22 protein-coding genes and 1 rRNA gene are annotated in these 25,814 nt (G+C 43.8%); 17 read left to right on the top strand and 6 right to left on the bottom strand.

The genetic code is table 11. The features are described 5' to 3' along the window. Positions 1–74 (top strand): 5S ribosomal RNA (gene rrf / locus ACVBIU_RS14155); the annotation flags it as partial. A 429-nt stretch (positions 75–503) separates the two neighbouring features. Then, positions 504–1,778: a CinA family nicotinamide mononucleotide deamidase-related protein gene (locus tag ACVBIU_RS14150; protein ID WP_447164049.1), complete on the top strand. Its 1,275-nt coding sequence runs from the start codon at positions 504–506 to the stop codon at positions 1,776–1,778. Between the two features lie 66 nt (positions 1,779–1,844). Here the strand turns inward: ACVBIU_RS14150 and ACVBIU_RS14145 are convergent, their stop codons facing one another. From ACVBIU_RS14145 to argE, 3 genes are all read right to left on the bottom strand, one after another. Next, entirely contained in the window at positions 1,845–2,387 is a 543-nt protein-coding gene (locus tag ACVBIU_RS14145; RefSeq protein WP_447161855.1) for a DUF1439 domain-containing protein, read from the bottom strand. Beyond that, on the bottom strand, positions 2,387–5,023 hold the full coding sequence (ppc, locus tag ACVBIU_RS14140) for a phosphoenolpyruvate carboxylase (RefSeq protein WP_447161854.1): 2,637 nt from the start codon (positions 5,021–5,023) through the stop codon (positions 2,387–2,389). Before ppc ends, ACVBIU_RS14145 begins: the two co-directional genes overlap by 1 nt. A 167-nt stretch (positions 5,024–5,190) precedes the next feature. After that, entirely contained in the window at positions 5,191–6,342 is a 1,152-nt protein-coding gene (argE, locus tag ACVBIU_RS14135) for an acetylornithine deacetylase (protein WP_447161853.1), read from the bottom strand. A 276-nt stretch (positions 6,343–6,618) separates the two neighbouring features. On the opposite strand from argE, the gene argC reads away from it, so the two are divergent. The 5 genes from argC to argH all read left to right on the top strand — a co-directional run bounded on the left by argC (position 6,619) and on the right by argH (position 12,149). After that, positions 6,619–7,611, top strand: a complete 993-nt coding sequence (gene argC, locus ACVBIU_RS14130; RefSeq protein WP_447164048.1) for an N-acetyl-gamma-glutamyl-phosphate reductase — start codon at positions 6,619–6,621, stop codon at positions 7,609–7,611. Between the two features lie 21 nt (positions 7,612–7,632). Beyond that, complete coding sequence (argB, locus tag ACVBIU_RS14125) at positions 7,633–8,439, top strand: acetylglutamate kinase (RefSeq protein ID WP_447164047.1); 807 nt, start codon at positions 7,633–7,635, stop codon at positions 8,437–8,439. A 15-nt stretch (positions 8,440–8,454) separates the two neighbouring features. Next, entirely contained in the window at positions 8,455–9,360 is a 906-nt protein-coding gene (locus ACVBIU_RS14120; protein ID WP_447161850.1) for an ornithine carbamoyltransferase, read from the top strand. A 72-nt stretch (positions 9,361–9,432) separates the two neighbouring features. Then, a complete protein-coding gene (locus tag ACVBIU_RS14115; protein ID WP_447164046.1) occupies positions 9,433–10,671 on the top strand; it encodes an argininosuccinate synthase in 1,239 nt (412 codons plus the stop codon). A gap of 110 nt (positions 10,672–10,781) precedes the next feature. Beyond that, positions 10,782–12,149, top strand: coding sequence for an argininosuccinate lyase (gene argH / locus ACVBIU_RS14110; RefSeq protein WP_447164045.1), 1,368 nt, complete (start codon positions 10,782–10,784; stop codon positions 12,147–12,149). A 115-nt stretch (positions 12,150–12,264) separates the two neighbouring features. Here argH and ACVBIU_RS14105 read toward each other — a convergent pair whose 3' ends face one another. Beyond that, positions 12,265–14,814 carry a penicillin-binding protein 1A gene (locus tag ACVBIU_RS14105; RefSeq protein WP_447164044.1) on the bottom strand — a complete coding sequence of 850 codons (2,550 nt, stop codon included), beginning with the start codon at positions 14,812–14,814 and terminating at the stop codon, positions 12,265–12,267. A 436-nt stretch (positions 14,815–15,250) separates the two neighbouring features. Here ACVBIU_RS14105 and ACVBIU_RS14100 point away from each other — a divergent pair, with 436 nt between their 5' ends. The 9 genes from ACVBIU_RS14100 to ACVBIU_RS14060 all read left to right on the top strand — a co-directional run bounded on the left by ACVBIU_RS14100 (position 15,251) and on the right by ACVBIU_RS14060 (position 24,366). Next, positions 15,251–16,330 carry a pilus assembly protein PilM gene (locus ACVBIU_RS14100; RefSeq protein WP_447161846.1) on the top strand — a complete coding sequence of 360 codons (1,080 nt, stop codon included), beginning with the start codon at positions 15,251–15,253 and terminating at the stop codon, positions 16,328–16,330. Beyond that, entirely contained in the window at positions 16,318–16,884 is a 567-nt protein-coding gene (locus tag ACVBIU_RS14095; protein WP_447161845.1) for a PilN domain-containing protein, read from the top strand. Before ACVBIU_RS14100 ends, ACVBIU_RS14095 begins: the two co-directional genes overlap by 13 nt. Continuing rightward, entirely contained in the window at positions 16,881–17,501 is a 621-nt protein-coding gene (locus ACVBIU_RS14090) for a type 4a pilus biogenesis protein PilO (protein ID WP_447161844.1), read from the top strand. Before ACVBIU_RS14095 ends, ACVBIU_RS14090 begins: the two co-directional genes overlap by 4 nt. Beyond that, entirely contained in the window at positions 17,498–18,016 is a 519-nt protein-coding gene (locus tag ACVBIU_RS14085) for a pilus assembly protein PilP (protein WP_447161843.1), read from the top strand. The genes ACVBIU_RS14090 and ACVBIU_RS14085 overlap by 4 nt, the downstream gene beginning before the upstream one ends. 60 nt (positions 18,017–18,076) lie before the next feature. Continuing rightward, positions 18,077–20,089, top strand: a complete 2,013-nt coding sequence (locus ACVBIU_RS14080; protein ID WP_447164051.1) for a type IV pilus secretin PilQ — start codon at positions 18,077–18,079, stop codon at positions 20,087–20,089. 214 nt (positions 20,090–20,303) lie between these two features. Next, complete coding sequence (aroK, locus tag ACVBIU_RS14075) at positions 20,304–20,819, top strand: shikimate kinase AroK (RefSeq protein WP_012279139.1); 516 nt, start codon at positions 20,304–20,306, stop codon at positions 20,817–20,819. Positions 20,820–20,822: 3 nt separating this feature from the next. Next, complete coding sequence (aroB, locus tag ACVBIU_RS14070) at positions 20,823–21,902, top strand: 3-dehydroquinate synthase (protein ID WP_447161842.1); 1,080 nt, start codon at positions 20,823–20,825, stop codon at positions 21,900–21,902. Positions 21,903–22,062: 160 nt separating this feature from the next. Continuing rightward, positions 22,063–23,472 carry an AAA family ATPase gene (locus tag ACVBIU_RS14065; protein WP_447164043.1) on the top strand — a complete coding sequence of 470 codons (1,410 nt, stop codon included), beginning with the start codon at positions 22,063–22,065 and terminating at the stop codon, positions 23,470–23,472. A gap of 54 nt (positions 23,473–23,526) precedes the next feature. Next, on the top strand, positions 23,527–24,366 hold the full coding sequence (locus tag ACVBIU_RS14060) for a Dam family site-specific DNA-(adenine-N6)-methyltransferase (protein ID WP_447161840.1): 840 nt from the start codon (positions 23,527–23,529) through the stop codon (positions 24,364–24,366). 25 nt (positions 24,367–24,391) lie between these two features. Here ACVBIU_RS14060 and ACVBIU_RS14055 read toward each other — a convergent pair whose 3' ends face one another. Together ACVBIU_RS14055 and ACVBIU_RS14050 are read right to left on the bottom strand one after the other, a co-directional pair. Further along, positions 24,392–24,577, bottom strand: coding sequence for a DUF2970 domain-containing protein (locus ACVBIU_RS14055; protein ID WP_447161839.1), 186 nt, complete (start codon positions 24,575–24,577; stop codon positions 24,392–24,394). An 8-nt stretch (positions 24,578–24,585) separates the two neighbouring features. Beyond that, positions 24,586–24,924 carry a hypothetical protein gene (locus ACVBIU_RS14050; RefSeq protein ID WP_447161838.1) on the bottom strand — a complete coding sequence of 113 codons (339 nt, stop codon included), beginning with the start codon at positions 24,922–24,924 and terminating at the stop codon, positions 24,586–24,588. A gap of 213 nt (positions 24,925–25,137) precedes the next feature. Here ACVBIU_RS14050 and rpe point away from each other — a divergent pair, with 213 nt between their 5' ends. After that, positions 25,138–25,812, top strand: a complete 675-nt coding sequence (rpe, locus tag ACVBIU_RS14045) for a ribulose-phosphate 3-epimerase (protein ID WP_220778473.1) — start codon at positions 25,138–25,140, stop codon at positions 25,810–25,812. Positions 25,813–25,814 lie beyond the last annotated feature (2 nt).

Below are 25,814 nucleotides of genomic sequence, written 5' to 3'. Positions count from 1 at the left end.
AACTCAGAAGTGAAACGCAATATCGCCGATGGTAGTGTGGGGTCTCCCCATGTGAGAGTAGGTCATTTCCAGGCGCCTAATTATTCTCGAAAGAGAAGCGATAAAGCCCGTTGCTAACGCAACGGGCTTTTTTCGTATATACGCTGCGCGAAAAGAACGACTCCCAACGTCGAGTAGATTATTGCTCCTGCATAATCGACACTTCCGCCATCCATGACGGTCGCCCGTCGCTGTGCTTAGCCAGAAACTGTATCCATATAGCTCACGCAAACTAACCATTCACTAAATCGACTACGGCTCGGCAAGTTTGATATTTGCTTTCAGGTAACGACTGCTACTTTTCTATCATTCCACAGTTAACATAAAACTCGCAGAGAGCGAAATTGCAAATAATCACAATTGATTATTGCTATTACTCCTCAGCTCTCATAGTTTAGCTGCAATGATGTTGCTAAGGGCTCTGTTTTAGGGCTCAAGCTATAGGATACCTAAAGGACTATCGAATGAAACTGGAAATGATCTGTACAGGTGAAGAGGTATTAGCGGGTCAAATCGTTGATACTAATGCCGCTTGGTTTGCTAGTACGATGATGGAGCAAGGGATTGAATGTCAACGTAGAGTTACGGTAGGTGATCGGCTAGAAGATCTTGTTTCAGTATTTACAGAGCGTAGTCAACATGCTGATATTATTTTAGTTAATGGTGGGCTTGGGCCGACTAGTGACGATCTCTCCACTCAAGCGATGGCTTTAGCAATGGGCGAGTCTTTAGTCGAGAATCGTATTTGGCGTCAACGTCTTGAAGATTGGTTTACTCGCAGTGGTCGTGTGATGGCCGAGAGTAATCTTAAGCAAGCTTTACTGCCTGAATCAGCCATTATGATAGACAACCCAGTTGGTACAGCTTGTGGCTTTGCGGTTAAGTTTAATAGAGCTTGGCTATTCTTTACTCCTGGCGTGCCATTTGAATTTAAACAGATGGTTCATGAGCAATTTATTCCTTTTGTTAAGCAGCACTTTGAGATTAGTGGCGATGTAGCATTAAGAAAGTACCTGACCCTTGGTCAAGGTGAGTCATCGCTCGCGGATACTTTAGAGAAAATAAAACTGCCAGAAGGGATGACTATAGGCTATCGATCTTCAATGCCGCACATCGAGGTTAAACTCTTTGCCCGTGGTATTGCTGCAATCGATCAACTTAATAAAGCTGAAGCACAAATTCGTTTTTTACTTGGTAATGCCATTGTGGCTGATGAGAAAATGAGTTTGGCGGAAGAGATCCATGCTCTATTGTTAAACTCTGGCCAAAGTTTAAGTGTAGCTGAATCATGTACTGGCGGTATGATCGCCAGCCAGCTAATTAGTTTTTCAGGTAGCTCATCCTATTTGCATCAAGGCTTAGTGACTTACTGCAATGAATCTAAAGTTAAAGTATTGGGTGTTAAACCTGAGACCTTAGATGATCACGGTGCAGTTTCCATCGCTACAGTAGAGGAAATGGCGAAAGGAGTTAGAGCCATACTAGATAGTGACTTTGCGTTGGCGACGAGTGGTATCGCTGGGCCAACGGGAGGTACGGATGATAAACCTGTTGGCACAGTAGCCATTGCATTGGCTACAAAAGGCGGAGTTTATAGTCAGATGATTAAACTACCACGACGTTCTAGGGATTTAGTTCGCAGCTTAAGCACTGCTGTTGCGTTTGATATGTTAAGACGTGAATTACTAGGCGAGGCGGTTATTGTTGATTATGGCTCGATTGGTCGGTTTAAAAAGTGATCTTTATAAAATAATAAAAAAGCAGTATCAAATGATACTGCTTTTTTGCTTTCAATTAACACGCTATTACTCGTCAAATACGAGTACAAGTTTACCGGGTTTGACTTCTATTCTTTGTGTCATATCGGCAATCAGAGCTTGGTTAGACTCTTTAGTATCTAATACATACACTGGCTGAGTTTCTAGAAACTGCGTTAAAAACCCCATTAATTGCGGAGCGAATGAGCCTATTGCTTTTTCGATATCCTTCGGTTTTGATTCCACTTTGACTAACTGTAGATTACGCAAGTAAACACTGTGATTACTTGCGTCATACCACGGCTCTGCTTCAAACTGTGTCACCAGTTTTGCGCTGATAGGCATCATTGGGTTACGGACGTTAACGATTGTCGCCGCAGATACACCCATAGTGTTGGGCTTATCACCTAGGGTGACGTTAATGTCATTCACACGCAGATCGATACCAAAGATCTGATTCCCCTGTTTTATCTCAAAGTGCATTTCATCACTGAGATAACCCTCGAGTTCTTTTTCTGTGATGTTGTATTGACTGACACAGCCGGTCAATAGCAGTGCCGCGCCCGCTAACGCTAGTTTTAATAACTTCATTAACCTGTATTTCTCATCCCTGCTGCTACGCCCGCAATAGTTAACATTAAGGCTAGTTCAACATTCTGAGATGATTGTTCCTCTCTACGAGTTCTTGCAAGCAGTTCTGCTTGTAAGAAGTTTAATGGATCGATGTATGGGTTTCTTAGCTCAACTGACTCGCGGTTCCATGGTGTGTGTGCCATTAAGCTTTCGGCTTGTGTTAACTCAAGTACGGCTTCAATGCCTGTAGCTAGTCGCTGCCTTAATTGTACACCAAGATGGTGCAACTCTTTTGGCACTAAGCTTGTCTCGTAAAACTTAGACAAATTAGGTTCGGCTTTTGCGTAGACCATTTCTAACATAGAGATCCGAGTCTTGAAGAATGGCCAGTGCTTTTCCATCTCTTGCAAGAGTGGTAAGTCACCTCGCTCTGATGCTGCCTTTAGTGCTTCTCCTGCGCCTAACCAAGCAGGTAGCATTAAACGGTTTTGCGACCAAGCGAAGATCCAAGGGATTGCACGTAAGCTTTCGATGCCGCCATCAATTCGACGTTTAGCTGGACGACTACCTAATGGTAGTTTACCCAACTCGACCTCAGGGGTCGCCGCACGGAAGTAAGACACAAAATCTGGCTCTTCACGTACAATTGCACGATAAGCTAGGACAGACTCGTCAGCGAGTTGCTGCATACACTGGCGCCACTCCGGCTTAGGCTCTGGTGGTGGAAGCAATGTCGCCTCCATTACCGCAGAGGTGTATAGCGCAAGACTCTGTACGGCAAGTTTAGGTAAACCAAACTTAAAGCGGATCATCTCACCTTGTTCTGTGACTCTGATGCGACCGTCTACAGACCCTGGCGGTTGTGATAGAATCGCTTCATGTGCTGGTCCGCCGCCACGGCCAATAGTGCCGCCACGACCATGGAATAATGTGAGTTTGATATTGGCTTCTTGGCTAATGGCGACGAGTTTTTCTTGTGCGGTGTACTGTGCCCAAGCCGCAGCCATGACACCAGCATCTTTAGCCGAGTCGGAATAGCCAATCATCACCTCTTGAATACCCTTAGTGTAACCTCGGTACCAATCGATGCTAAACAACGCCGACATACAGCTAGAGGCATTATTTAAGTCATCTAAGGTTTCAAATAGTGGCACGACGCGTATTGGATGCGGGCAGCCAGTTTCTTTAAGAAGAAGCTGAACAGCTAAAACATCTGATGGCTGGCTAGCCATAGAGATAACATAGGAGCCCATAGCTCTGGCTGGCTGAGTTGCGACCAGTCTGCAAGTCTTTAAGACTTCTTCAACTTCTGGAGATGCATTCCAGTTTGCCGGGATTAAAGGTCGTTTGTTAGTGAGCTCACGTAACAAGAAAGACTGCTTCTCTTTTTCGTCCCAATGAGCATAGTCGCCCATACCTAGGTAGCGCGTTAATTCGGCAATCACGTCTGCATGGCGTTGTGCATCCTGGCGCACATCGAGCCTTAGCATATGAATGCCAAAACAGGCGATACGACGCAGCATATCGAGCAGTAAACCGTTAGCGATTAGGCTCATACCTTGATCACAAAGACTTTGGTATAGCATCATTAAAGGATCTTTTAGATCGCTTTCGTGCCAAATGATGTCGTTTGGTTCTACATCAGGGTGATGGCCTTCAAGTCTGCCATTTAAATAATCAATGGTGTTTCTGAGCTTGTGACGAAGTGTTCTCAGCACATCTCTATATGGTTCGCTGCTGTTATTGGTGTAAGCCTGCAACGCTTGGTTTGCACCTTCCATCGATAACTCGTTTACCAGTAACACAACGTCTTTTAGGTATAAACGCGCAGCGGTATGGCGGTTTCGGTCGAGTACCTCTTGAGTGACGGTCGAGGTGACAAATGGATTGCCATCGCGGTCGCCGCCCATCCAGCTAGAGAACCTTACCGGTGCAATATCGATTGGGAGTTGGGTATTCGTGCGCTCTTCAACTTGCTGATTAAGCTGCCTAAGAAAATCTGGAATGGCTTGCCATAAAGAAGCTTCAATAGTGCTTAAGCCCCAACGTGCTTCATCGACAGGTGTTGGTCGTTCGTTACGGATTTCATTAGTGTGCCAGATCTGCGCAATCAGTTGACGCAAACGCAGGTGGTGCTGCTTTTTTTCTTGCTCTGTTAACTGGGTATTTTCTAGTGCAGCTAATGAATCAACCACTGCAGAATATTTCTGAATGAGAGTGCGGCGAGAGATTTCTGTCGGATGCGCAGTCAGCACCAGATCAATATCCAGTGTCTTTAAGCAGGCTAGCACCTTATCTTGGTCGATTTTACCGCCGAGCATACGTCCTAGCAACTGTTCAACGGGGTCTGGAACACAGACTAATTCGTCACAATTACGACTGATGGTATGGAACTGTTCTGCGATATTCGCCAGATTTAAAAATTGGTTAAAAGCTTTAGCAAAAGGAACGAGTTCGTCGTCGTTTAAAGAAGACAGTAAAGTCAGCATCTCTTCACGAGCGGCATCATCGCCTTGGCGAGAGCTTTTTGCTAGATGACGGATTTGTTCAATTTTATCTAAGAAAGCATCATCTAGATCGGTGCGGATTGTGTCACCTAAAATCTGCCCTAAGGTTCCAACGTTAGACCTTAGCGAGGCATACATGTCTACCATACGTGCTCCATATCGGTAAGCTAATCGATCACAATACCTAGCAGCGCTGTGCTAGGCAATGATCCAGATTAAAATATCGTGCTTGAATGTGTTGTACATCACTTTTTAGGTATGCCCATGTAAGTACTGACTATACTTTGAGCGGTAAAGTGGATGGATAATAGTAATTACTTTATACATGCGTGATAAATAAGCTTTTTTAATAGATCTTTTGTACGTTCGATATACGAAAGATCTAAAAACTCATCAGGTTGATGAGCTTGCTCAATACTACCGGGGCCGAGTACTAAGGTTTGGCAACCTAGCGTACTGATATACGGCGCTTCGGTGGCATAGTTAACCACTTCTGGCTGGCTTTCACTGAGTTGTGCTACCAACTGGGTCCAGCTGCCATCTTTTTTATCTGCAAACGCCTCTGAACCTGGGTATAAAGGCGCAACGCTGATACAGCCAGGATAATGATTGCACACTGGTTCAAGATAGTTGGCAACCATTAACTCTAAATCGGCTAGTGCGAGACTGGGGATGGGTCGAAGGTCAATATGTAGATCGCAGCAGCCACAGATCCTATTGGCCGCGTCCCCGCCATGGATATGTCCAAAATTCATGGTTGGATAGGGCACACTAAAGGCATCTTCTCGATAATTATCGGCTAAGTGCTGTTTTAGCTTGAGGAGTTGTCCTGTAACCAAGTGCATGACCTCGATAGCATTAAGTCCTTTTGCTGGATCTGAAGAGTGACCACTGCGACCAGTCACTCGTATACCTTGGGTAAAATGCCCTTTATGCATATACACCGGCTTTAGGCTGGTGGGCTCACCGATAATGGCATAATCAGGCGAAATTGATTTCGCTGCTGCAAATGCCTTCGCGCCGTTCATGGTCGTTTCTTCGTCGGCACTGGCTAAGATATGCAATGGACGCTTAAACTTATCCATTGGTAGCTCTTTTAGTGCCTCTAGCACTAAAGCAAAAAAGCCTTTCATGTCACAGGTCCCAAGGCCATACCAACGATTATCTTTTTCTACTAATGAAAATGGGTCCTGGCTCCAGCGCCCTTCATCAAAAGGGACGGTATCTGTATGCCCTGCCAGCAATAACCCTCCCTGGCCTTGACCAAACGATGCGACTAGATTGTATTTGTCACGAGTATCTGTCACAGGTACAGACTGGCACTGCATCCCTAAATCGCTAAACCAAGTATGCAATAGTTCTATGACAGCTTTATTGCTCATGTCGTGCTCAGCTTCGAGTGCACTAATAGAGGGTGTTGCAATCAGTTGGCTAAAACTACTTTTAATCTCTGGAAGTGCTTTCATTAAAAAATACCTAAATATATATTCAAATATATTGCATAATTAATTTTGCGTGTTAGTCTATCAAACAGCTAAGACAACTACCACACTTCGATGATCTGTTTAATGAGAGTATATATGTTCAATCTGGTTAAATTAATAGTAATTAAGGTTAATCATACCCACTTCCTGCGACGATAATCTTGTCATTAATGGTGTTCAGCCAGGGCTTAAGTTGTGCCCATTCTTTTTTCCGTTTTGTCATCTAAATTCAAGATTAAGGTTTTAAAGTCATAGACTATGAAAAATATAGCCATTATTGGCGCTAGTGGTTACACGGGCGCACAGATCACCTCTCTTATAAATGCCGAATCGACATTGTCGGTTCAAGGTCTTTATGTATCTGAAAACAGCCTCGACAAGGGCAAGCCTCTGTCTGAGCTTTATCCGGCTTACAGTCATATATCACTGAGCTTAAATCCGCTCACGGAGGGTGCTAAACAAACTATCGTTGCGACAGCTGATGCCGTCGTACTAGCGACTGACCATGCGGTAAGTTTGCACTTAGCTGCTTGGTTTTATCAGCAAGGATTAGCGGTATTTGATTTAAGCGGTGCATATCGGTTTTCCGATATAGCACAATATCCTAAGTGGTATGGTTTTACTCATGAATATCCTGATGTACTTGCTAATGCTGTTTATGGTTTAGCCGAGTGGAATGCAGAGCAGATAGCCAGTAGTAAGATGATTGCTGTACCAGGTTGTTATCCAACAGCATCGCTAACAGCACTTAAACCTATTGCGCATTTGCTGACCGATGTTTTACCCGTAATTAATGCCGTTAGTGGTGTGACCGGGGCCGGCAGAAAAGCTCAACTGCATACCAGCTTTTGCGAGGTAAGCTTGACCCCTTATGGGGTACTTGGTCACAGGCACCAGCCAGAGATTGCCACTCAATTAGGGCAAGAGGTTATCTTTACTCCCCATCTTGGTAATTTTAAACGCGGTATTCTTGCAACCATCACGGTGCAATTAGTTGCGGGCACTTCAGTTAGCGATATTGAAACAGCGTATCAATATTATGACTCTGCCGAGCTTGTCACGGTAAAACAAAATCAATTCCCTAAGGTGGATGATGTGGTGCAAACACCCAATTGTCATCTAGGTTGGAAGTTCGATGAACAGAATGGTTATTTGGTTATCGCTAGCGCTATTGATAACTTAATGAAAGGGGCCGCAAGTCAAGCGCTTCAGTGCATAAAGATTCATTTTGATGCGTCAGTAACAGCATGAGTTGGGAGAATGGAGGTGAACATGACTAATTTTACAACGACGCAAGCTAAGCCCGTTATGGTGCTCAAGGTTGGTGGCGCATTGTTACAGTGTGAGATGGGAATGGAGCGGTTAATGCAAGCTGCAGCAAGCATAATCGCTAATGACCAGCCTCTGATTATGGTGCATGGCGGTGGCTGTTTAGTTGATGAACAGCTAAAAGCGAATAGTTTTACATCGGAAAAGCTTGATGGTTTAAGAGTCACCCCGCAAGAGCATATTCCTATTGTAGTGGGGGCATTGGCGGGGACTTCAAACAAAATATTGCAAGCGGCAGCAATTAAAGCGGGTGTAACCAGTTTAGGTATGAGCCTTGCGGATGCTGGAATGATGACGGCAACAATTAAAGATCCGCAGTTAGGGTTAGTCGGTGAGGTTGAGCCCAAAGATGCTAGTTATCTTGAATTTGTTTTATCAAAAGGTTGGATGCCAATTGTGAGCTCCATCGCAATTAGTGAAGAAGGCAAGATGCTAAATGTTAATGCCGATCAGGCGGCAACGGCCCTAGCTAAGTTGGTTTCAGGTTCATTGGTTTTACTATCAGATGTTTCAGGTGTGCTTGATGGTAAGGGCCAGTTAATTACGAGTTTGAATAGAGAGCAAGTCAATGAGCTGACCAAGATCGGTGTTATCGAGAAAGGAATGAGGGTCAAGGTGGAAGCTGCATTAGATGTTGCAGAGTCCATGGGGCAAACCGTACAGATTGCTTCTTGGCGTCATGCAAAGCAATTAATCGCGTTAAGCAAAGGCGAGACAGTTGGCACACAGATCCAGCCACAAATTCAGTAATAGGAGAGCCATCTTATGCAACATTTACTATCGATAAAAGATTTAAGCCAGCAGCAGTTACTCGACTTACTGGCTTTGGCGAAAAATATTAAGCGTAACCCTGCTGAATACAAACATGCTCTAGAAGGAAAAAGTGTGGTGATGCTATTTGAAAAACCATCGCTGAGAACTCGAGTGAGCTTTGATATCGGTATCAATAAATTGGGTGGTCATTGTTTATATTTAGATCAGCAAAATGGCGCGCTAGGTAAGCGTGAACCTGTATCAGATTTTGCGGCCAATATTTCTTGTTGGGCAGATGCCATTGTTGCCAGGACTTTCTTACACTCGACAATTGAAGAACTTGCTGAGCATGGCACAGTGCCGGTGGTTAACGCGTTATCTGATCTTTACCATCCTTGCCAAGGTCTAGCAGACTTTCTAACTTTGGCTGAACAATATGATGATGTAAGCAAGGTGAAGCTAGCTTATGTTGGTGACGGTAATAACGTGACCCATTCATTGATGTTTGGTGCAGCCATCTTAGGGGCTCAGTTAACCGTGATTTGTCCTCCAGGCCATTTTCCAGACGGAAAAGTTGTGTGTGAGGCGCAAGAGCTGGCTGCTAAGCATGGCGGCAAACTGACTTTGAGCTCAGACATTGCTGCGATCGAAGACCATAATGCGATCTACACCGACACTTGGATCTCTATGGGCGACTCTGCATCAATGGAGGAAATTGAGGCCAAGTTTAAGCCTTACCAAGTTAATGCACAGTTAATGCAAAAGGCAGGTGCTAAACACTTTATGCATTGTTTACCAGCGTACCGCGAAGTTGAAGTTACCGCTGAGGTTGTTGATGGCGAAGGCTCACTTATTTTGCACCAAGCCGAAAACAGAATGCATGCGCAAAACGCAGTGCTTGTAACGCTTTTAAGCTAATTAATTTCATAAAAACAACTATCAATCTGCATTAGCGGATCGACATAAAAAAACAGCTAGTAGGAAAATATGATGTCTAATGTAAATTCAGCAGTAAGTAAGCATGCAGGTGTTAAAAAAGTTGTTTTAGCGTATTCAGGCGGCCTAGATACTTCTGCAATCATTCCTTGGTTAAAAGAAACCTATAACGATTGCGAAATCGTCGCCTTCTGTGCCGATGTAGGTCAAGGCGATGCAGAGCTAGAAGGCTTGTATGAAAAAGCTATCGCTTCAGGTGCATCTGAGTGTTACATCGTTGACTTAAAAGAAGAGCTGGTGGCCGATTATATCTACCCGACTATCGCAACTGGGGCGATTTACGAAGGAACCTACCTTTTAGGTACGTCAATGGCGAGACCGATTATTGCAAAGGCGCAGGTTGAAATCGCACGTAAAGTGGGCGCAGATGCGGTATGCCATGGCTGTACGGGTAAAGGTAATGATCAGGTACGTTTCGAAGGTTGCTTTGCTGCATTAGCACCAGATTTAACCGTAATTGCGCCTTGGCGTGAGTGGGAAATGGTGAGCCGTGAAGACCTGCTTGATTACCTCGCAGAGCGTAATATTGCCACGTCAGCATCTGCCACTAAGATCTATAGCCGTGATGCTAATGCTTGGCATATTTCTCATGAAGGTGGTGAGTTAGAAGATCCGTGGAACGAGCCATCAAAAGGCGTATGGACCATGACCGTTGCACCAGAAGATGCGCCAAATCAACCTGAGTATGTGGCAATCGAGCTTGAGCAAGGTAAGGTAACCAAGGTCAATGGTGAGGCTTTATCACCTTATAACGCACTGATGGTGTTGAATGAAGTTGCAGGTGCTCACGGTGTTGGCAGAATCGACATTACCGAGAACAGACTCGTTGGTATGAAGTCTCGTGGTTGCTACGAAACCCCAGGTGGCACAGTGATGTTTGCAGCACTGCGTGCGATCGAAGAGTTAGTGCTTGATAAAACGAGTCGTGAATGGCGCGAGCAGGTTGGCGCACAGATGGCGCACCTTGTTTATGACGGTCGTTGGTTTACCCCATTATGCGAGTCACTGCTTGGCGCATCCAAGCCACTAGCCGATTTAGTCAATGGTGAAGTGGTGGTTAAGCTTTATAAGGGTCAAGCCAGCGTTGTTAAAAAGCGTTCACCGAATAGTTTGTACTCAGAAGAGTTTGCGACATTTGGTGCCGATGATGTTTACAACCAAAAAGATGCCGAAGGCTTTATCCGTTTGTATTCGCTTTCAAGCCGGATTAGAGCATTGCATAGCCAAAAGTAGGTTATTCATCAGTTAAAGTTAGTGAGCGCTAACATTGTTGAGTTAGCGCTGTATAAACATAAAGATATATAGGTGGAGTCATCTCACCTGGCATTAGAGAGGAAGTCAAAATGGCATTATGGGGTGGCAGATTTAGCCAAGAGAGCAGCGCACTGTTTAAACTTTTTAACGACTCATTACCTGTGGACTTTCGCCTCATTGAGCAAGATATTGTTGGCTCGATTGCTTGGGCTGGCGCAATCACTCAGGTGGGTATTCTTACTGAGCTGGAGTGCGCAGAGTTGCAACAAGCATTGAATGAGCTGCTTGCGGAAACGATTGATAATCCTCAATTGATAATTATGTCTGGCGCTGAAGATATTCATAGTTTTGTCGAGCAATCACTGATCGCAAAGGTTGGAGATTTAGGTAAAAAATTACATACGGGTCGTTCTCGTAACGATCAGGTGGCCACAGATCTTAAGCTTTGGTGTAAGAAAGAGGGCGAGCATTTATTAATTTTACTGGCTAATTTAAGATCGGCGCTGATTGAACTTGCTGAGCGTGAGCTCGATGCGGTTATGCCTGGCTATACTCACCTTCAAAGAGCGCAGCCAGTGGTATTTGGACATTGGTGTCTTGCTTATGTCGAGATGTTTGAGCGTGATATTAGCCGATTACAAGATGCATTAAAGCGCGCGGATACATGCCCGTTAGGAACCGGAGCATTAGCCGGTACCGCTTACCCTATGGATAGAGTTAAGCTCGCGCAATCACTGGGCTTTGCAACACCAACGCTAAATAGCTTAGACACGGTATCGGACAGAGATCATGTGATTGAGATCTGCAGCGATGCCTCTATTAGCATGATGCACCTAAGCCGTATGGCTGAAGACTTAATTTTCTTTAATAGTGGCGAAGCTGGGTTTATCGATCTCGATGATGAGGTGACTTCAGGCTCTTCCCTCATGCCGCAGAAGAAAAACCCTGATGCGCTTGAGTTAATCAGAGGTAAAACCGGTCGCGTATACGGTAGTTTAATGGGTATTTTAACCACCATGAAGGCGCTGCCACTAGCGTACAACAAAGATATGCAGGAGGACAAAGAAGGTCTATTTGATGTGATGGATAGCTGGTCAATTTGTCTCGAAATGGCGGCATTAGTATTAAGTGGTTTAACAGTAAATCGTGATAAAACACTCAATGCTGCTAAGCAGGGTTATGCTAACTCGACGGAGCTTGCAGATTATCTTGTTGCCAAAGGTATGCCTTTTAGAGAGGCGCACCATGTAGTTGGTGAAGCGGTTGTCAGTGCGATTGCGAAACAAACGCCGTTAGAGGACTTAACCTTAGAAGAGCTGCAAGCATTTAGCGGTGTGATTGATGCAGATGTATATGATTGCCTCACTATTGAGTCTTGCTTAGCAAAACGTGAGGCCTTGGGCGGGACTTCTTTACCACAGGTAAAGAGTGCACTCGCCGCAAAGCAAACTAAATAGCGATTTAAAAAGCTAGCGAGTATAAAAAATGCGGTCATTGTTAACACAATGACCGCATTTTTGTATCTGATAAGCTATCTGAGAACTTATCCGATACTCTGGCGAGTAATGACGGTTATTGGAACAAGTCCTCTTCAGACTTGTCGATAAAGATATCGCTATTATCTTCTTGATCCGTTACATACTCAGTTGGCTCAGTGCCGGCAATAAAGTACTCAAACTTACTGGTATAGTCAGTTTTTCGAGTCAGCTTACCTGTAGCTAAGTCAATTCTTGCTGAAACGATTCCTTCTGGAGGCGACATTGGCACTTCTGGTGTGCCTGTGAGTGCATCCTTCATAAACTCATTCCAGCCCGGACCTGCGGTTTTGGCGCCAGCTTCCGCTAGCGATATTTGATCTTTAGCACCGTTAGCATTCCAGCTTGTACGACCGAGCTCCTGGCTATGGTCATCGAACCCTACCCAAACTGTGGTAGCTAGCTTTGGATTGAATCCACTAAACCAAGTGTCGCGAGATTCGTTAGTTGTCCCCGTCTTGCCTGCAATATCTCGGCGCTTGACGACTCTTGCTGCACGCCATGCAGTACCGTTCCAGCCGGTACCTTTACTCCAATCACCACCGCCCCAAATTACACTCTTAAGTGCTTCAGTGACTAAGAAGGCCGTTTGCTCCGAAATAATTTGCGGTGCATATCGAGAGCCTGGACCGCCACATTGCGGCGCCTCATCGCTAGCAGACTGATGTTGTAGTGGTGCAGTGCTTGCTTGAAGCTCATTGGCCATCGCAGCGAATGGATCCACTGCAATCGCTTGCTCTGCAATTGGAGGCTTACAGGCTAAAGTCGGGTTGGCTTGCTCTACAATGTCACCATTAGCGGTTTCTACTCGCTCAATAAAGTATGGCTCAACTAAAAAGCCACCATTGGCAAATACTGAGAATGCTGTAACGACTTGCAGTGGCGTTACCGATGGTGAACCCAAGGCGATAGATTCGTTGCGTGGTAAATCGGCTGGATCAAAACCAAATTTTACTAATTCTGCAATCGTGGCATCAAGACCTGCATAACGCATGGCTCTAACTGACATAACGTTAATCGATTGCGCTAAACCAACGCGCAGGCGAGTTGGGCCACCATAAACATCGGGTGAGTTTTTAGGGCGCCAAGCCGTACCTTGTCTAGTATCAGGTTTATTAATTGGCGCGTTATTTATCAGGGTTGCAAGGGTGTAACCTTTTTCGAGTGCTGCACTGTAAATAAACGGCTTAATATTAGAACCTAACTGGCGCTTAGCCTGAGTCACACGGTTATATTGGCTTGTGTAGAAGCTAAAGCCACCCACTAAGGTACGAATTGCACCATCGTGTGGATCCAAAGATACGAGGGCACTTGCCACTAATGGAACTTGAGTTAATTGCCAGAAATTACCATTGTTGCGGATCCAAATTTGCTCACCCGGCTTTAAAACATCGGATGCCAATTTAGGTGCCTTAGCTTGACGCTTGTTAGTGATGAACTTACGTGCCCATTTAATACCATCCCAAGGTAGCTCAATCGTTTCACCTTTAGCATTCATAGCAGTGGCTGTTTGTTCATTAACTGACAACACGGCGGCAGGGAACATACCTTGGAATGCACCAGTTTGTTTAAGCTTTGCGGTGATCTCTTCAGGCTCTAATGGAGTCGCAGTCCATAGTTCTTTGACTCGGCCGCGATAGCCGTGACGTTCATCATACGAGTAGACGTTATTACGCAGCGCTCTTTGAGCATCGAGCTGTAACTTAGAATCGACCGTGGTGTAGATATCATAACCACCGGTATATGCCTCTTCCTCACCATACTTTGCAACTAAGTAATCGCGAGCCATTTCAGAAATATAAGGGGCATATAGATCGATCACTGCACCGTGATATTTTGCGGTAATTGGGCTATCTAGCGCGGCTTGGTATTCAGCGGTATTGATGAAGCCAACTTCATTCATTCGCATTAGTACGACATTACGACGTGCTTTAGCCCGTGATTTAGAGGTAATAGGGTTAAGAGTCGAAGGCGCTTTAGGTAAGCCTGCAATCACAGCCATTTCAGGTAAAGTCAGTTCGCTAACTTCTTTACCATAATAAACTTGAGCGGCGGCCCCTACGCCATAGGCACGTTGCCCCAAATAAATGCGGTTGACGTATAACTCGAGAATTTCATCTTTGGTGAGGAGCTGCTCGATATGGATCGAGATGAAGATTTCTTTTACTTTACGGATAATGGTTTTATCACGGGTCAAAAAGAAGTTACGTGCTACCTGCATGGTAATGGTACTTGCGCCTTGCTTTTTTTGACCTGTGGTCAGCATCACTGAAGCGGCACGTAAAATACCAATAGGATCGATACCTTTATGCTCGTAAAAACGGGCATCTTCGGTGGCGATAAACGCCTGTAATAGTGGTTTAGGTACTTCATCTAGTGTGAGTGGAATACGGCGTTTTTCACCAAACTGAGAGATCAGTTTTCCGTCACTACTATAAATACGAAGTGGTGTTTGCAGTTTTACGGTCTTTAGCGTTGTAACATCAGGCAGATCTGGCAACACGTAAAAGTAAGCTGCAACAATTGCAGCGATGCCAAGTAAACCTAGGCTAAAGAAAGCTATAAAAAGTCGTTTTAACCACTTCACCGCAATATTCCAAGAATTAAAATAAGAACAATAGTATATAAGCCGTGGCCGAAATGGTGAAGTCTTGTCTCCCGATTAGGTTGAGCTTTTTTCTTGATGACTTATTTTACTGTGTATTTTTTTATAGAGATTTTGTCGAAAAGCTTATTACTTCAAAAATATTATTTAAATAATGATTAACAATTGACTCAGTTTTTATGACTGATGTTGGGTATTTTTCTAGTTTATATCGCTATCATAAAGAATAAAGTAGCAGTTATGTTGAAAATGTAACCTAAATCGGGTGAGCGCACACTATGGTTGCCTGTAAGTGAGTGTTTGGCGTCAAAAAAAATGCAATTGTAAATTGGCGAAACATTTTGTACAAATAGCTATAACGAGTTGATTTTGTGCTAATCTACTTTGGATACAATAACTATAAAAGTGACTATGGACTATGCTTTCTAATTTTTGGAAGCGTCAGGCTCCGCAGATGGTTGGGATAGATGTGGGATCCCATGAAGTCAAAGCGATTCTGCTGAGTAAGACTGCTGATGGGTATAAAATATTAAGTCATGCTGCCGTTCCTTTAAAAAAGGGAGCTGTTAATGATCATGAGATCCGTGATAGTGAAGCAGTAGTTGACGCGTTAAAGCAAATCAAACGCGTATTACCCAAGTCCACAAAATTTGCTGCTGTCGCTGTTTCTGGCTCGGCAGTTATGACCAAAGTTATTTATATGGATTCGGCATTAAGTGAAGAAGAGATGGAGGCTCAAATTGAAATTGAAGCCGACAACCTCATTCCATACTCGCTCGATGAAGTGAATATTGATTTTGAAACGCTAAGTACCAATCGTACCGATCCCACTAAAGTCGATGTGCTATTAAGCGCCTGTCGCAGCGAAAATATCGATAGCTTAAGTGATTCGCTCGATGCGGTAAATTTAGAAGCCAAAGTGGTTGATGTTGAAGGGTATGCGCTAGGGCGCTCTTTTGACATGATCGCAGGCCAACTACCGGATGATGTTAGCGACAAAGTGGTCGCGCTGGTGGATATCGGGGCCAACATCACGACATTCTCAGTTGTAGAGCATGGTGAAACAACATTTGTAAGAGAGCAAGCCTTCGGTGGTGAGCAGTTTACCCAGTCAATTTTATCTTTTTATGGCATGACCTATGAGCAGGCTGAAAAGGCTAAGCTGGAGGGTGATCTACCACGCAATTATGTATTTGAAGTTTTATCGCCATTCCAGACTCAGTTACTACAACAAATAAAAAGAACCTTACAAATTTACTGCACGTCCAGTGGTCGCGATAAAGTTGACCATATTGTTTTGTGTGGTGGAACATCGAAACTTGAAGGTATGGCTAATCTAATGGTTAACGAGCTAGGTATTCATACTATTATTGCCGATCCATTCCAAGGCTGCTTACATGCCGATGAGGCGATAAAGAGCCACCTCCAGCCTCAAATTAGTAAATATATGTTGGCTTGTGGATTAGCGCTAAGGAGCTATTCAGAATGGCGAACATAAATTTATTACCTTGGCGCGAAGAGGCAAGAGAGAAGCAGAAGCGTGATTACACAGGGATTTTAGCGCTCGTCTTCTTAGTTTCTGGTTTAGTGGTGTACCTGTCTTTAATGACGATCGATATGTTTATCGATGATCAAAAAAGCCGTAATGCCTACCTTCAATCTGAGATCCAACTTCTTGAGTCACAGATTGCCGAAATTACTAAAATTCGTACTCGTAAAAAAGATATTGAGCGACGCACTGAAATTATTCTAGGGCTGCAGCAATCGAGAAACTTGCCGACTCATGTTTTAGATGAGCTAGTGCGAGTGGTACCCCCTGGAATTTATCTTTCTAGCATCGAAAAGAAAGGCAGCATGCTGTGGATAGAAGGACGTAGCGAATCAAACAATAACGTTGCCAATATGATGAGAAAGATCGCGGCGTCAGTTTGGTTACAAGACCCTAATATGCAGTCGATTGTGGCGCAAAATGAAGAGCTGAGACAGCTACAGCGATTTACATTGAGGGTGACCATAATCAATGGCGATGAAATGAAAGGGGCTAGTAAATGAACCTCGACTTAAGTCAGTTTAACGATATTGATTTTGAAAACATCGGTGCTTGGCCGCAGCTAGTCAAAATTGTATTTGCAGCACTCTTAGCCGTGTGTGTTTTTATTGGTGGCTATTTTCTATTTGTTTCAGACGCGCTAGATACACTCAATGCTGAACAAGTTAAAGAGCAACAGTTAAAAACAGATTTTAAGTCAAAGTACCAATTGGCGGCGAATCTAAAGTTGTACCGTGAACAGCTGGCGATAATGGAAATACAGTTTGCTGAACTGCTGAAAATGTTGCCTTCAAAAAATGAAATGCCGGGCTTGTTGGACGACATAACATTTGTAGCGACAGATTCGGGGCTGAATATTAAGAGTCTAGATTGGGAGTCAGAAATCACCCGCGATTTTTATATCGAATTTCCGATTAAAATCATGGTTGGCGGTGACTATCATGAACTAGGTCATTTAGTGAGTGGAGTGGCAAAGTTGCCGCGTATTGTCAGTTTGCATGACTTTGTGATTAAGCGTAATGACTCTGGCGAATTGGGTATGGATATCCTGGCAAAGACTTACCGCTTTAAAGAGGGCGCAGAATTACCCGCTAAGGGTAAGAAGGGGGCTGCAAAATGAAAAAGCCGTTACCGCTTCTAATTGTGTCAGTGTTATTGGCAGGCTGTGTCGGAGATAAAAGTGATCTTGAGCTGTTTGTGACAACGACAAAAGCTCAACATGTTGCCCATATTCCGCCTTTGAAAGAAACGCCAAAATTTGAGCACTTTTCTTATCAAGCCGATTTAATGAGAAGTCCATACGTGCCGCCTTCAAGGGAATTAACTGAAGAAGTCATCGACACGACGAAGGACTGTTTACAACCGGATCTTAAGCGCCGTAAAGGGCGATTAGAAACCTACGCATTAGACAACTTAAGAATGCGAGGTACGTTAAGCGAGAAAGATGATATTTGGGCTCTACTTGAGACTACAGATGGCAGTGTTTACCGTTTAGGTGTAGGGCAATATTTAGGTCTTTATCATGGACAAATAGCTAAAGTAACACCACAAACTGTCGAAATAATAGAATTAATACCAGATGGATCTGGCTGCTGGACGGAACGCAACAGTAGTATGGAATTGACTGGAGAATAATAAGAGATGACTGAGGGAACAATGAGATCTTCAACCACGCCACAAGCCAGTTATAAGGTAATGCCTTTATTTAAGGCTATTATTGGTTTCGCATTAATCGTAGGTATGACTCAGCATTCGTATGCCGCTAACCGACTCATTGATGTTAAATATCACGCCGTAGTCGATCATCAGCTCGAGCTACAGTTAATTTTTGAGAATGATATTCAAGAACCCGATATCGATCTAAAGGCGTCTCCAGCTCAGATTATTTTAGGGTTTGAAGACAGTATTTCGGCACTAGAAAAGCAAACCTTACCAATTAAAACGGTAGGGGTTGAAACGGTTAGTACTGTGCCAAATGGTAATGATTTACAGGTTTTTATTGGTCTAGACAAGGTTAAACCTTATCAAGGTAAAGTCGTTGGCAATACCTATCGTTTAACCATTAATGACGAGGTGGCGAGCCAGAGTTCAAGTGGTAAAAGTCCGTTCGTTAATAACATCGAAAATATCGATTTTCGCCGGACTGCCGATGGTGGTGGTGAGTTATTAGTCAAGCTAAATAACAGCTCTGTGGCTGCAAACGTTGAGCAGGTTGGCGCCAAGCTAGAACTAAAACTTTATAATACAGAAATCCCGAGTGACTTTTTATACGTCATGGATGTGTATGATTTTGCTACCCCAGTTAAAAGCTTTGAAACCTTTAAAGAAGATCTAACTGCCCGTTTTCTTCTGGATATTGATGGTGACTATGAGTACAACTATCAGCAAGACGGTAGCTTATTTAAGTTAACGATGAAGAAAACAGAGCGCATGAATATTGTGAAGGAAGAGAAGAAATATGATGGACGCTCGCTGTCATTAAACTTCCAAAATATTTCAGTTAGAACCGTGCTACAGATTATTGCTGATTACAATAACTTCAATCTAGTGACCAGTGATACGGTTGAAGGGGATATCACCTTAAGATTGGATGATGTGCCTTGGGATCAGGCATTAGATCTTATCTTGCAAGCTAAAGGTTTGGATAAGCGAATCGAAGGCAATATCTTGATGATTGCCCCTAGTGAAGAGATCGCTATCCGTGAGAGCCAAGAGCTAAAAAATCGCCAGGAAGTAAAAGAGCTGGCTCCGCTATACTCCGAATACTTACAGATTAATTATGCGAAGGCTAAAGATATCGCGGCATTGTTAAAAGGTGATGATTCTAGTTTATTAACCTCTCGCGGCAGTGTTGCCGTTGATGAGCGTACTAACACCTTGTTAGTCAAAGATACTGAAGAGACATTGGAAAATATTCATCGCCTGATTGAGGTACTGGATATTCCAATTAAACAGGTATTGATTGAAGCTCGTATGGTAACGGTAAAAGACGATGTTTCTGAAGATCTCGGTGTTCGTTGGGGGGTCACAGATCAGCAAGGCGATAAAGGCACTTCAGGTAGTCTTGAAGGGGCGGGGGATATCGCAAACGGTGTGGTTCCAAGCTTAAGTGATCGCCTAAACGTTAACCTTCCTGCCGCTGTGGCTAATCCAACAAGTATTGCATTTCATGTGGCAAAGCTTGCAGATGGCACGGTATTGGATCTTGAGTTGAGCGCTTTAGAGCAAGAAAACAAGGGTGAAATTATCGCCAGTCCACGTATCACCACCTCGAACCAAAAAGCGGCATATATCGAGCAAGGTGTGGAGATCCCTTATGTTGAAGCAAGCTCTAGTGGTGCGACAACGGTAACCTTTAAAAAGGCTGTGCTATCATTACGTGTGACGCCGCAAATTACGCCTGATAATCGTGTTATTTTGGATCTTGAAATTACTCAAGATTCTCAAGGTAAAACGGTAGATACACCGACAGGACAAGCGGTTTCAATTGATACGCAACGCATTGGCACACAAGTGCTGGTGGACCACGGTGAGACGGTTGTATTAGGCGGGATTTACCAGCAACAGTTGATTAGCCGAGTGAGTAAAGTGCCGATATTGGGTGACATCCCTTATTTAGGCTTCATGTTCAGAAATAGCTCCGATAAAAATGAACGCCAAGAATTGCTAATTTTTGTTACGCCGAAGATCGTCTCAGAAGCGCTATAAATTATTTAGCCGTACAAAGCCAGTATAATTCGCTGGCTTTGCCGTTTTGGTCGATACATTTTCGATAGAAATGCATTCCCCGCTTGCCATAGATGGCACTTAGCTGAGATAATCAGCGGTCAAGTCTCAATAGAGCAAGGTAAGATTAAAGGTCAACTCTGTTTATTTGAGTTGACGTAGGCAAACTTAAATAAGATTCAGACGTATAAATCAAATGGCCGAAAAACGTAATATTTTCCTAGTAGGCCCTATGGGGGCTGGTAAAAGCACTATAGGCCGTCATCTGGCACAGATGCTGCACTTAGAGTTCCACGATTCAGATCAAGAAATTGAAAGCCGTACAGGTGCTGATATCGCTTGGGTTTTTGATGTTGAAGGTGAAGAGGGTTTCCGCAACCGTGAAACACAGGTTGTCGCTGATCTAACCGAAAAACAAGGTATTGTCTTAGCAACAGGCGGTGGTTCGATTCAAAGCAAAGAGATCCGTAATAATCTTTCTGCACGCGGCATCGTTGTCTACCTAGAAACAACTATTGATAAGCAAGTTGCTCGTACGCAAAGAGACAAGCGTCGTCCATTGCTTCAGGTTGATGACCCAAGAGAAGTGCTAGAGAACCTAGCCGAGGTGCGTAATCCTCTTTATGAAGAGATTGCTGACGTCATTGTTAAGACTGACGAGCAAAGCGCCAAAGTTGTTGCAAACCAAATTATTGAACAGTTAGGTTTTTAAGATATGACGAAACAAGTTCTGGTAGAGCTCGGAGAGCGCAGTTACCCAATTGAAATTGGCCAGAATTTGTTTAGTAGTTGCGAGCCTTTGGCTCGCTATCTTCAACATAAAAACATTCTAATCGTCACTAATGAAACGATAGCGCCTCTCTATCTTGAAAAGGTAGAAGCTATGCTGTCGGGTTTCGCGTGCGTGACTCCTGTCATTCTGCCCGATGGAGAGCAATATAAAACCCTCGAACAGATGAATTCGATATTCACTGCATTACTAGAGCAAAACTTAGGCCGTGATACGGTATTAGTTGCTTTAGGTGGTGGTGTAATTGGCGATATGACAGGCTTTGCCGCGGCGAGCTATCAACGTGGCGTGGATTTTATCCAAATTCCAACAACGCTGTTATCTCAAGTGGACTCGTCTGTTGGTGGTAAAACTGCAGTTAATCACCCATTAGGCAAAAATATGATAGGAGCCTTCTATCAGCCGAAATGTGTATTAATTGACACCAATTGTTTAAGCACGCTACCTAAACGTGAATTCGCAGCTGGCATGGCGGAAGTCATTAAGTATGGGGTGATTTGGGATGCTGAGTTTTTCCAATGGCTTGAAAACAACGTTGAAGCGTTGAAATCATTGGATACACAAGCGCTCGAGTATGCAATTAGCCGTTGCTGTGAAATTAAAGCCGAAGTCGTAGAAAAGGATGAAACCGAACAAGCTGTGCGTGCACTGCTGAATCTCGGGCACACCTTTGGTCACGCTATTGAAGCTGAAATGGGCTACGGTGTATGGTTGCATGGTGAGGCCGTTTCAGCTGGCACAGTCCTTGCTGCGATAACTTCAAATAAGCTTGGGTTGGTTGATGAGTCAATTGTTTGTCGAATAACGGCGTTATTAGCGGCATTTGATTTACCGATAACCGCACCCGAAACAATGGGTTTTGAACAATTCATTAAGCATATGCGCCGAGACAAGAAGGTGCTCAAAGGTCAGTTACGACTCATTTTACCTGAAGGCATTGGTCAAGCAGGGATCTACAGTGACGTTACCGATGAGCTACTGGAAGAGGTTATCAACTGCGCATAAATTATGTTGCAGGTGGTCGGTGAACGCTAAACTCAATATAAAAAAACAAGTCTTCGATTATTCTTTGCTGGCTATGCCCTTTAGGAATAGTTGTGGATTTTTGTTGCCTAAAATTAATGCTAAGGCTTTATTGTCACAACTGAATTGGGGTCAACTTTAGATGTCGTTTTCAGGTGCTGCGCTACTACCAAGCCAAGATGCATTATTGCATCGTCTATTACATCTCAGTTTGTATGGCGAACAGTTGATGGTGTTAACCGGTGACGATGGTGCGGGTAAGACCACTTTGGCTACCGCACTGCTCAGTGAGTTAGAGCACCATAGCTCCGCATTAGTTATTTGTCCTAAACACTGCGATAGCGCTGAAATCAGGCGCAAAATATTGGTTCAGCTACTCAGCGATCCTGTATTTGATGATGAAACCCCTTTACCAGAATGCTTACTGAGTGTCATAGGCTCTCTGCCTACCAAGAGCTGTATCGTACTCGATGACGCCCATCTATTGCCGCTTGAGATCTGGGCAGAATGTATTGTACTTAGTCAACTATCCTTGTCTGGTAAGTCGATTAAAATTTTAATGACATCGCCTGCCGAGTTTTTTAATGATGTCACCAAACAGCTGCCAGACCCCCTGTTGGAGCAAGTATTAGCCATACATATTGAGCCATTAGAGCAAGTTGAGCGCGAAGGCCTTTATTACACTTTATTAAGCCGTAGTGAACAGCAACCGTTTACTCCAAGGGATATAGTTAAAAACCGATTAGAGATGCAACTTGGCACACCTAAAGAAGTGGTTGGTTTACTTGAGCTTGCGCTTAATGGTGAGGAAGTTCAGTTACTGCAAAAGTCTAGATTAAAAACGATTATTATCGCTTCAACATTAGGCATTGTTGCCCTGCTAGCGAGTTGGTTGCTAATTGATAGTAATCAGAGCGCAGAAGATGTTGAGGCCAAAGAGGTTACGTTTGCGATTAATGCTGACGAACGGTTTGGCCCAGATAACACCTTTCTTATTGAATATGCCAAGCGCATCCTGCAGCATTACCGCCCAATACCTCATTTAGCCTTATCGGGTTTTGGCAATTTTGATGGTTCTAATGCAACTGAAGTCACTACATACGAAGCCAAGCAAATCTCGACGTTTGCAGCTGAGCAGCAAGAGCAAGTGAATGCAATACAGCCAGAGTTAAGTAACAAGCCAAATAAAGTACTGACCAAGGCTGTAAAGCATCGTGAAGAGGCGGCCCTAATAGCGGAAACTGTTGACTCGATTGCAAAGTTACCCAGTAGACCAATAGAGGGGTATACCCTGCAGCTGGCGAGTGTAAAAAAGATAGACTCTTTACGTAACACACTTTTAAGGCTTGAAGATATTCCTCAAATTAAAGTGGCGCGCTATAAGAATCGGTGGGTAGTGCTACTCGGAGAGTTTTCTAGTCGAAAAAGTGCGCAAGAACAGTCGGCACTATTAATGGCTAAAACGGGAATTTCTGAGCCGTGGATCCGAGCTTGGCAAAATCTTAATGAATATGAGCTACAAGATGTACTTCCAACTCGTGAAATTCAATAATAAACAGAGTACAATCATCAGCTCTCTTTTTTTCACAGTGTTCAATCAATTTAAATGATTAAAAAACAAAGAGCCTTTTTAAAGTGGGCTGGCGGAAAATTTAAACTGATTGAAGCCTTATCAGAACATCTACCTGAAGGTGACCGCCTGGTCGAGCCTTTTGTCGGTGCTGGCTCAGTATTTCTCAATACCAATTATAGTCGTTACCTATTGTGCGATATTAATCATGATCTGATTAACTTGTACAAGATTGTGCAAAAAGAGCCTGAGAAATACATCAAAGCTGCTCAAGCGCTTTTTGTTCCTGAGATGAATGAAAAAGAGGCTTACTACAAAATACGTACAGCTTTTAATGCCACGCAAGATCCTTTTACGCGCTCAGTATATTTCCTCTATATGAACCGTCATGGTTTTAATGGTTTATGCCGTTATAACCGTAAGGGGGGCTTCAATGTGCCATTTGGTTCGTATAAGAAACCTTACTTCCCAGAAAAAGAGATCAGAGCTTTTTCTGAAAAGGCTCAAAAAGCCGAATTCCAGTGCATCGGTTATGAGCAAGCTATAGGTCTGACCCAAGCGGGTGATGTGGTGTATTGCGATCCGCCTTACGCACCTTTGTCATCGACAGCCAGCTTTACGACTTATGTTGGGAGCGGTTTTTCATTGGATGATCAGGCTTTGCTTGCGAGGCATGCACGCCATACAGCTATCGAGCGTGGTATTCCTGTACTGATTAGTAACCATGATATTCCGTTAACGCGTGAGTTATACCACGGTGCTCGTTTCGGTACGATTCAAGTTCAGCGTAATATTAGTCAGAAGGGCAGTGGCCGTAAAAAAGTCGATGAGCTGATGGCGCTGTATGATGATTCATACCATAACGAAAACGATTAAATTTCTAATCTCGTTAGGCTAGGGATTATGCTAATACCTGCCTAACGATAAACAGTAACGCAGCTACAAACATAATCGCTAATATTATGCCCATGATGATAAAGGGAACGGGTGAAGATGTCTGAAAGTCTCTTACGCGATTCTGCTCTGTTTGTACCCCAAAAAATGCCGCTAAAGTACTAGAGAATATGTGCCACAAGCGGCGCAGCATATTGTTGATTACTTGCTGTTGAGTGGAGTGTTCTTACTGATAGGCGCGCTTTCATGGCCATATAACAGTTCAAACAGATCGATAAAGTGTAATTGATTGGTCTGGCTGTTACCGGTTAACCAGCTTTGCCAGCTTAAGTCGCTCATCTGTTCAGCGCAGCGATTACTCGGGTGGCTAGCAGGTAGACTAGGGTTGTACTGACTCGAGTCGCTATCGCATGCACAGGCTGTATTTGCTGCAATGTCGGTTCGATTTGAAGAGAGTGCGAAACTGGTTATCGCTGTAAAGCCAAGCGCAAGAATAGCAACAGATTTTAGCACTGCAGTATTCTGTATAAATCCTTTCATCACGCCTCCTTTTATTCACTTCCTTTGTAACTCGTCGAGATAGTATAACAAAGCAGGCTATATTTTAAACGTTTTTTACGTGTAAATCCTATTTCATTGTTTAGGTGAAATATTTTATCTCTGCAATTTAGCTGAAATGGGCGCTCAGGTGTGGAGGGCTATGGCTACAGCAGGTAGAATGGCGTACTTCTTAAACATTAAAGTGAGTTCGTTATGCGTCCATTTTTGATTGCTCCTTCTATTTTATCTGCCGATTTTGCTCGTCTAGGTGAAGATGTCGATGCCGTATTAAACGCGGGGGCTGATGTGGTTCATTTTGATGTCATGGATAATCATTATGTGCCAAATTTAACCATTGGCCCTATGGTGTGCCAGGCGCTACGTAACTATGGTGTGACTGCCGATATTGACGTGCACCTAATGGTGAAGCCTGTTGACCGTATCATCCCTGATTTTGCTGCTGCCGGTGCCTCAATTATAACTTTCCATCCAGAAGCCTCTGAGCATGTGGACCGTACCCTGCAGTTAATCAAAGAATCAGGCTGCAAAGCAGGTCTAGTATTTAACCCAGCTACACCACTGCACTACCTTGATCACGTAATGGATAAGTTAGATGTAATTTTGTTGATGTCTGTAAACCCGGGTTTTGGTGGCCAATCATTTATTCCGTCTACATTAGATAAGTTGCGTCAAGTGCGTAAGTTGATTGATGACAGTGGTTATGACATTCGTTTACAAGTCGATGGCGGCGTAAAGGTCGACAACATTGCTGAAATCGCAGCAGCGGGTGCAGACATGTTTGTTGCTGGTTCTGCCATTTTCAACAAGCCTGATTACAAAGCGGTAATTGATGAAATGCGCAGCGAATTAGCGACTGTTGAGGCGTAGCC

This window comes from Shewanella sp. 30m-14 (assembly GCF_052977125.1).
This window is presented reverse-complemented; position numbering and strand designations above follow the sequence as displayed.

Bases quoted from the DNA above. Each gene is read 5' to 3' on its own strand.
- ACVBIU_RS14150 (WP_447164049.1), top strand. From the start codon at position 504: ATGAAACTGGAAATGATCTGTACAGGTGAAGAGGTATTAGCGGGTCAA.
- ACVBIU_RS14145 (WP_447161855.1), bottom strand. From the start codon at position 2,387: ATGAAGTTATTAAAACTAGCGTTAGCGGGCGCGGCACTGCTATTGACC.
- ppc (WP_447161854.1), bottom strand. From the start codon at position 5,023: ATGGTAGACATGTATGCCTCGCTAAGGTCTAACGTTGGAACCTTAGGG.
- argE (WP_447161853.1), bottom strand. From the start codon at position 6,342: ATGAAAGCACTTCCAGAGATTAAAAGTAGTTTTAGCCAACTGATTGCA.
- argC (WP_447164048.1), top strand. From the start codon at position 6,619: ATGAAAAATATAGCCATTATTGGCGCTAGTGGTTACACGGGCGCACAG.
- argB (WP_447164047.1), top strand. From the start codon at position 7,633: ATGACTAATTTTACAACGACGCAAGCTAAGCCCGTTATGGTGCTCAAG.
- ACVBIU_RS14120 (WP_447161850.1), top strand. From the start codon at position 8,455: ATGCAACATTTACTATCGATAAAAGATTTAAGCCAGCAGCAGTTACTC.
- ACVBIU_RS14115 (WP_447164046.1), top strand. From the start codon at position 9,433: ATGTCTAATGTAAATTCAGCAGTAAGTAAGCATGCAGGTGTTAAAAAA.
- argH (WP_447164045.1), top strand. From the start codon at position 10,782: ATGGCATTATGGGGTGGCAGATTTAGCCAAGAGAGCAGCGCACTGTTT.
- ACVBIU_RS14100 (WP_447161846.1), top strand. From the start codon at position 15,251: ATGCTTTCTAATTTTTGGAAGCGTCAGGCTCCGCAGATGGTTGGGATA.
- ACVBIU_RS14095 (WP_447161845.1), top strand. From the start codon at position 16,318: ATGGCGAACATAAATTTATTACCTTGGCGCGAAGAGGCAAGAGAGAAG.
- ACVBIU_RS14090 (WP_447161844.1), top strand. From the start codon at position 16,881: ATGAACCTCGACTTAAGTCAGTTTAACGATATTGATTTTGAAAACATC.
- ACVBIU_RS14085 (WP_447161843.1), top strand. From the start codon at position 17,498: ATGAAAAAGCCGTTACCGCTTCTAATTGTGTCAGTGTTATTGGCAGGC.
- ACVBIU_RS14080 (WP_447164051.1), top strand. From the start codon at position 18,077: ATGCCTTTATTTAAGGCTATTATTGGTTTCGCATTAATCGTAGGTATG.
- aroK (WP_012279139.1), top strand. From the start codon at position 20,304: ATGGCCGAAAAACGTAATATTTTCCTAGTAGGCCCTATGGGGGCTGGT.
- aroB (WP_447161842.1), top strand. From the start codon at position 20,823: ATGACGAAACAAGTTCTGGTAGAGCTCGGAGAGCGCAGTTACCCAATT.
- ACVBIU_RS14065 (WP_447164043.1), top strand. From the start codon at position 22,063: ATGTCGTTTTCAGGTGCTGCGCTACTACCAAGCCAAGATGCATTATTG.
- ACVBIU_RS14060 (WP_447161840.1), top strand. From the start codon at position 23,527: ATGATTAAAAAACAAAGAGCCTTTTTAAAGTGGGCTGGCGGAAAATTT.
- ACVBIU_RS14055 (WP_447161839.1), bottom strand. From the start codon at position 24,577: ATGCTGCGCCGCTTGTGGCACATATTCTCTAGTACTTTAGCGGCATTT.
- ACVBIU_RS14050 (WP_447161838.1), bottom strand. From the start codon at position 24,924: ATGAAAGGATTTATACAGAATACTGCAGTGCTAAAATCTGTTGCTATT.
- rpe (WP_220778473.1), top strand. From the start codon at position 25,138: ATGCGTCCATTTTTGATTGCTCCTTCTATTTTATCTGCCGATTTTGCT.